The following is a 6,437-nucleotide window of genomic DNA, read 5'->3' on the forward strand; positions in this document are numbered from 1 at the left end:
ATTGAAAATTCAATACACATCATGTGTATGAACGTTACAATATGTGTAACTTTTTATTATATTATTACACAAAAAATATGAGATAGAAAATTTAAAACGTACAACAAAAAAACTTCTTTGCCATATTTCGACAAAGAAGTCACTCATATTTATGCTGTTTTAACTTTTCTTTTTGCTTCACGATCTATCATATCTTGTTTTGTAACAATTGGATATTTTTTGAATGCAAGAGAACCAAGGAAGCCTGCTAAACCACCTACAATGGCCACTACAACACCATAGATAATCACTTTCATTGGACTATTAAAACCAAACATCACTAAGAATCCTGCAATGGGTGTTGCTGTACCTGTTGCGTCATTGATCATACCAGATAAAGCGATAATTAAACCTGCAACAGCTCCTCCAAAGAAGTTTGTCACATACACTGGTATCGGGTTCGCAGAGACAATATCAGCTTGAGATAACGGTTCAATACTTACTGAAATCGTTGACTTACGATCTCCTAATTTTAAACGATGGAACAGCGTACCATTCATAAATGCCGAACTAAATGCAGCCATAGCACCAATGGCCATTGGCACGCCAGTTAAACCAAGTAAGGCGGTTAAAGCCATTGAACTTAACGGCGCTGTACCTACAACAGTAATAATGCCTCCAAGAATAATCCCCATAATAATCGGATTTGTGTCTGTACTACTTTTAATAATATCACCAATTTTTAGTAATGTATTATTCACTACAGGCGTTAAACCCGTCGCAATTAAACGTGCAAGTGGTGCAAGAAGAACGATTGAACCAATAAGATCCACACCATCTGGAACATATTTTTCTGTATATTTCATAAGATAACCTACAATATATCCAGCAAAGAACCCTGGAAGTAAGTCTAAACCACCACAAGCAGCTCCGATAACTAATGCATACACAGGTGAAACACCAATAGCTAAGGCCGTTAACCCAGCAGCAGCGACACCACCAAGACCTCCCGCAGCGTCACCTAGTTGTTCTAAAAATTTAATACCAAATACTTCTCCACCTACATATTTGTTAAAAGCTTCTACTAAAAATGTCGCAATGGCTGCATTAGCTAAAGCTCCCATCGCACGCATACCACTAGGTGCTTTATATGTAAATAACGTAAAAATCACTAAGACTAAAACTAAAAACAACGTACCAATTAATAAATCCATAGTCTACTGTCATCCCCTTATATTTAATTTAGATGTGAGGTATGGCTTCAAATCAAACAATATCTCACTACTTACTTTCTTCCTTAGTAGACAGTTTACTAAAAAACGAAATATATTTCACGGAATTTTTTAAATTTTTAAATTAAATTGAAAAATTCGTTTATTTTTTACTTAATTACTTCAAAATATATCTATCTTATACATTATGAAATGATCGACAAAATGATATAAATATACAAATGAAATAATCTGATAAAGTAAATGTAAACAAAATATCAGATTTAATTAACCTAGAATATATATTATGTTAATGTATATAACAACATATTCACTAGGGGTGCGATTGATTGCTGAGAGAAAGTACTTACTTTCAACCCTTAAACCTGTTGGTTAGTACCATCGTAGGAAAGTGACTTACATATTACTTGACGTCTTTCAGTATTCACTTTTTTGCGTAGAAAATTGAGTTATTGGAGGATTTTTTTATGGAAAAATTAAGAGTTGGTTTAGAATGGTTTTTAAATCCTGATCACATGCCATTAATTTTAGGTATAGAAAAAGGATGGTTTAAGGAACAAAATTTAGAGATTGAGATGATTGAACCTGAAGAACATTTTGATGCTTTAGATGAAATCGAAAAAGGTACAATGGATATCGCAATTACAGAACCTATCCATTTAGTAGAAGATAAAGCATCCAACCAAAATGTTGTAGGCTTCGCAAGATTCTTACATACCAATGGCAGTATAATGTATAAAAAAGATAAAGGTATTAAAACACCAAAAGATTTAATTAGCAAACGTCTCCAGTATCCAGGAGCTACAGGTCTTGGTGGTATTGCTATTGCAAAAACCATGATTGAAACTGATGGTGCTCAATATACAGATGGTGATATTATACCAGTAAATAATAGTTTTTATCATACTGATGCATTGTTAAATGATAAAGCAGATGCAGCAACACTTATCTTTGAAAACTTTGAAATTTTAGAAGCAAAAAGTAAAGGATTAAATGTCGATTATTTCGCATTAAAAGATTACAATGTTCCTGACTTTTGCCAATTAATTTTTATCACTACCCCTGATAAGTTACACTCTGAAGAAGAAAAAATCAAAACATTTATTAAAGTTATACAAAAAGCAATTCAATACATTAAGACTAACCTTGAAGAAGCAATTAATATCTATTCTTCATATACGAATACAGACGTAAGTGAAGATTTAAACAAATCCACAATACAAGCCACAGCAAAATGTTTCACTAACGATTTATCAATGAGTTCTGACTTTTACAATGATTTACAATTATGGTTAAAAGAAACAGGTAAAATTAAAAAAACAATCGAACCTAAAGAATATTTCACAAATCAATTACTATTTAGTAGATATGCTAACTAAACTCAAGTTTATATTCAGAGTCTCTACAATTTTTAAATTGTAAGAGACTCTTTTACTTCTAAAATATTGCCATTCTCTTCAATATCTAAATATATTTCTTCATTTTTAGCATTGCCGCTACCTAGAACTGAACTACTTCATTTTTCCTTAATTGAGAAAGAACATGTAAGCTGTAGCACCAGTAACGCCACCAGATATGCCGTCAATAACAGCATCAGTAGCTGTACCTAAAGTACATTTATACCAATTTGTTTTGTCGTCTTACCATCTGATAGTGTTAAGATTTCATTATCATTTATTTTACCAGTAATATTACTATCGGTAATAGATAAATGTAGAACACTTTTATTTTTTTGAGTTAAGTTACTAATACCATCTTGTTTGTCAGCTGCATGAATTTGATTAGCATTAGATACTACTATTGGAGCTACAACAGACTCTGTTACAATAGATACACTTAACAATACTTTTGATAACATATATTGCTTCATACCTAAAATGCTCCTTTTTAATTATTCATAAATTCATATTATCAAAATGTTATATATATTAATTAAAAGATTCTCAAATGTATCAACATAGTTCTCAACTTCTATAGGAGCAAATATTGCTAGACCAATAGGAGCGGGATTAGATTTAGTAGTCGTTACAGGCATATTACTCTTGTCTGAATAGAAATTTTTCAGTGGTAAATCTGCTACTGATATTGTTAAGGATAAAGCTAATGAAAAAGTGAGCGTCATAAGAAATTTTGTTATGTTGAAGAGTTTCAAAAATTTAATGTCTGATAGCATTAATAATGTAAAACATTTTGGGACATCCATCAGTTCAATATTTTCATAAAGGTGGCTAAATAAATTGGAAGAATCATTAAATCGTTTAAGAAAACCAGCAATACAAGTAGTAAATATATTCTCATTATTGTTTATATTTTTCTCATATATACAATATCAATTTGATCTTACACTTGAAAGAACACCTAATTATCTAATCATTACTACAGGTCTTGCATTAGTTGTTAATTTGCTTGGACTATTCCAATTTTTTGAAAAGAAAATTGATAATCCCATAAATAAAGCGAAGCGATATTTAATAGTAAATATATTAAGTCTCTATGTCTCGTATCTAACTTTTTATAATTTATATTTTTTTGTAGCCGCTGAACATCAATATTATTTAGATAAATATTGGTATATCGGTTTTATAACATTACTTGTTTGTACAACTATGCATATATTAAGTGTATTACTAATGAGATTCTCTCCCAAGTGGTTAAAATATGATAAAAGAATCGTCATTATTATTTTGAAGGCTATTGCTTCGTTGATATATATACAAAAAATTATAGAATATATAACAATTCCAAACATAGCCGATTCCCATTTTATATTTTTAATATCAATATTGTATATTTTTGCCTGCAATTTTTTAGTAACTATTTATTATTTACTGTATGGTCGCGTGTACACAGAGACAAAAAACAAATAAAAAACAATAACAAGAAAGTAATAATGAAAATAGACGTATTGATAAGGTCTCATATAGCAAAATGGAATTTTCTATTCATCCATATTATTGGAAAGAGACGATGAAAAGAATTCAAGCGTTTTTTATTTCAAATGATATTTATACAATGGTATAAATTTAACAAAAAAGAGCTTTCTTCATGAATTATTTTTTAATTTTTTTAAAAAGTATAAATGAACATTGTATATCACTACTGCGCTTATTAGCATAATTATTATATAAAGTATCGTACATAAAATATCATGGTGTTTGATAAAACTTATTTTTTTAAACAATGCGGCTACGATAAAGATCATTATACAGTTAATTACATGAAAGGTAGTATTAATGGTTACTTTTTTGTTTTTTTCATTAAAAAAACTCCCATTTTTCAAATAAGTGATTAGAATAATAAAGTAAAATCGTTAGCTGTTATTTGATTAATCTTATCTGTATTAGCTATATTAAGAAGAATATTCTTATTTTGTATCTTTATTCTGTTAGTAAAATAAACAGTAAATGTCCCAAAATAACTAAGATAATAGATGTTAAAATAATACTGATTGTTGTTATTATTTTTATTGTTCTTCTACTAAAGTCAGTATTAGTATAAATCGAAAAATAGAACATTACCAAGTATCCAACGAACATGCCATACATAGATAATAAAAAATTCCATTCAATATCCATATATCCTCCACGCATTAAAGCATACGTTCCTATAATTATAAAAAATAAAATAAGTTGGTATATAAAAGTTATCATTTATCTATTAGCCTCCTACATTAGTATTATATTTTTAGATTGGTAGCAATCTTTAGGTAATGTTCTGAACTAATAGCGGAGATTGGCAACTTAAAGAACAATTAAAAAAGTTATAATACAATAATACTGGAGGTGTGATGACATGAGTACAAATAAAAAAATATATTTTCTTTGTTTCATATTATCTTTTATTATTTATATATTTTTACCTATCATTATTGGCAAAAACCTTTTTATCACTCGTCTATTCATTATTTTCCCTTTATTATTCTTAGGTGCATTTTTATTTTCTTCGAACAAAAAAAGTTAGCTACAAGTGTAGTTAACTTTTTTACTATCTCTCAATCTTAAAGAAAGGATAATAATTAGTGTTATAGTGACGGAACTTCTGATAATTATCACTTATGTTAACTGCTTATTTAATAATATTAATTGAAATGGTCCAATCAATATTAGAATACATCTATATCTCTATTTTCTTTTAATTAAGTGCTCTTTTTAAAATTATCATAAACGCTGATATAACAATACTTATAGTTAATATTGAATAAGAATTGATCGATACTATAACCTCTAATATTGCATACTATTTACAATTGTTACAAGACCACTTTAAATTGTCTGAATACTATTATTTTAGTTGATTTCATAGGCTTCAGTCGACGTCAATCCTATAAATAGGATTGATTTTTTTATTCAAATCCTATTTTTCCTATTACTTTTTAACCTGTTTATTATTCTATAAATCTCTCTAAATGCTCTAAAAAAGTATCCTAAAATTTCAAATAGTGGTTAGCTATATTTTTTACTTTGCAACAGAATCAGAATAAGCATATATATTTAGGGTATATAAGTAATAGACATCTAAATAATAAGTAATAGGAGGCTGGTGTAGATGTTCAAAAATATATTATTACCCTATGATTTCGAAAATGATTTTAGTGCTATCCCTGACTATTTAGAAAAAGTCACCGATGAAGATTCAGTTGTTGTAATTTATCACGTTGTAACAGAAAATGATCTTGCAATTAGTGTCAAGTATTATAATAAGCATAAAGAAGATATTATTAGAGAAAAAGAAAAAAAACTCACTCCATTTTTACGTGAATTAGAAAAAAGAGATATTCAATATAAAATAGATGTAGATTTTGGGCATATTAAAGATACAATCTTAGAAAAAATTACTTCTAAAGATATAAATAATGGTGAATTTGATTTAGTAATTATGAGTAATCATAGAGTCGATTTGAATATTAAACATGTTTTAGGAGATGTTACACATAAGATTGCTAAAAGAAGTTCTGTCCCAGTACTAATTGTTAAATAAACATAAGAAGTAAGAAATTTATTAATTCAAAAAGCCTAAATACTTTCTCACAAATCGAGAGAGTATTTAGGCTTTTTTATTTTTTTAATTTTGGTTTGTGATTTTTTAGATTATTTTTTGATTAGTCGTTCTAAAAAAGATTAGACACGCATTTATGCCGAGAAAATTTATTGAAGTTGAGAAGAACCCTTAACTAAACTTGTAGACGAATGTCGGCATAGCGTGAGCTATTAAGCCGACCATTCGACA

General features: G+C 28.4%; 6 protein-coding genes, 1 pseudogene and 1 riboswitch. Of the genes and pseudogenes, 4 read left to right on the forward strand and 3 right to left on the reverse strand.

Features of this window, described 5'->3' with window-relative positions:
- Positions 1-149: 149 nt before the first annotated feature.
- Positions 150-1,151 carry a PTS sugar transporter subunit IIC gene (locus tag HMPREF2953_RS10095; RefSeq protein ID WP_239666075.1) on the reverse strand — a complete coding sequence of 334 codons (1,002 nt, stop codon included), beginning with the start codon at positions 1,149-1,151 and terminating at the stop codon, positions 150-152.
- On the opposite strand from HMPREF2953_RS10095, the pseudogene HMPREF2953_RS11710 reads away from it, so the two are divergent.
- A pseudogene (locus HMPREF2953_RS11710) lies at positions 1,111-1,194 on the forward strand (hypothetical protein); the annotation flags it as partial. The gene HMPREF2953_RS10095 and the pseudogene HMPREF2953_RS11710 sit on opposite strands and share 41 nt — an antisense overlap.
- Positions 1,195-1,516: 322 nt before the next feature.
- A riboswitch (TPP riboswitch) is annotated at positions 1,517-1,618 on the forward strand.
- A 60-nt stretch (positions 1,619-1,678) separates the two neighbouring features.
- Positions 1,679-2,590 (forward strand): ABC transporter substrate-binding protein, encoded by a 912-nt coding sequence (locus HMPREF2953_RS10100; protein ID WP_070673203.1) that lies wholly within the window; start codon positions 1,679-1,681, stop codon positions 2,588-2,590.
- A gap of 227 nt (positions 2,591-2,817) precedes the next feature.
- Here the strand turns inward: HMPREF2953_RS10100 and HMPREF2953_RS10105 are convergent, their stop codons facing one another.
- A complete protein-coding gene (locus tag HMPREF2953_RS10105) occupies positions 2,818-3,081 on the reverse strand; it encodes a hypothetical protein (protein WP_048680341.1) in 264 nt (87 codons plus the stop codon).
- A 367-nt stretch (positions 3,082-3,448) separates the two neighbouring features.
- On the opposite strand from HMPREF2953_RS10105, the gene HMPREF2953_RS10115 reads away from it, so the two are divergent.
- Entirely contained in the window at positions 3,449-4,078 is a 630-nt protein-coding gene (locus tag HMPREF2953_RS10115) for a DUF5079 family protein (RefSeq protein ID WP_070673207.1), read from the forward strand.
- A gap of 510 nt (positions 4,079-4,588) precedes the next feature.
- Here the strand turns inward: HMPREF2953_RS10115 and HMPREF2953_RS10120 are convergent.
- Positions 4,589-4,861, reverse strand: coding sequence for a hypothetical protein (locus tag HMPREF2953_RS10120; RefSeq protein ID WP_049334859.1), 273 nt, complete (start codon positions 4,859-4,861; stop codon positions 4,589-4,591).
- An 895-nt stretch (positions 4,862-5,756) separates the two neighbouring features.
- Here HMPREF2953_RS10120 and HMPREF2953_RS10125 point away from each other — a divergent pair.
- On the forward strand, positions 5,757-6,188 hold the full coding sequence (locus HMPREF2953_RS10125; RefSeq protein ID WP_048680008.1) for a universal stress protein: 432 nt from the start codon (positions 5,757-5,759) through the stop codon (positions 6,186-6,188).
- Positions 6,189-6,437: the final 249 nt, after the last annotated feature.

The sequence above is a fragment of the Staphylococcus sp. HMSC072E01 genome (assembly GCF_001814125.1).
Classification (GTDB): domain Bacteria; phylum Bacillota; class Bacilli; order Staphylococcales; family Staphylococcaceae; genus Staphylococcus; species Staphylococcus hominis.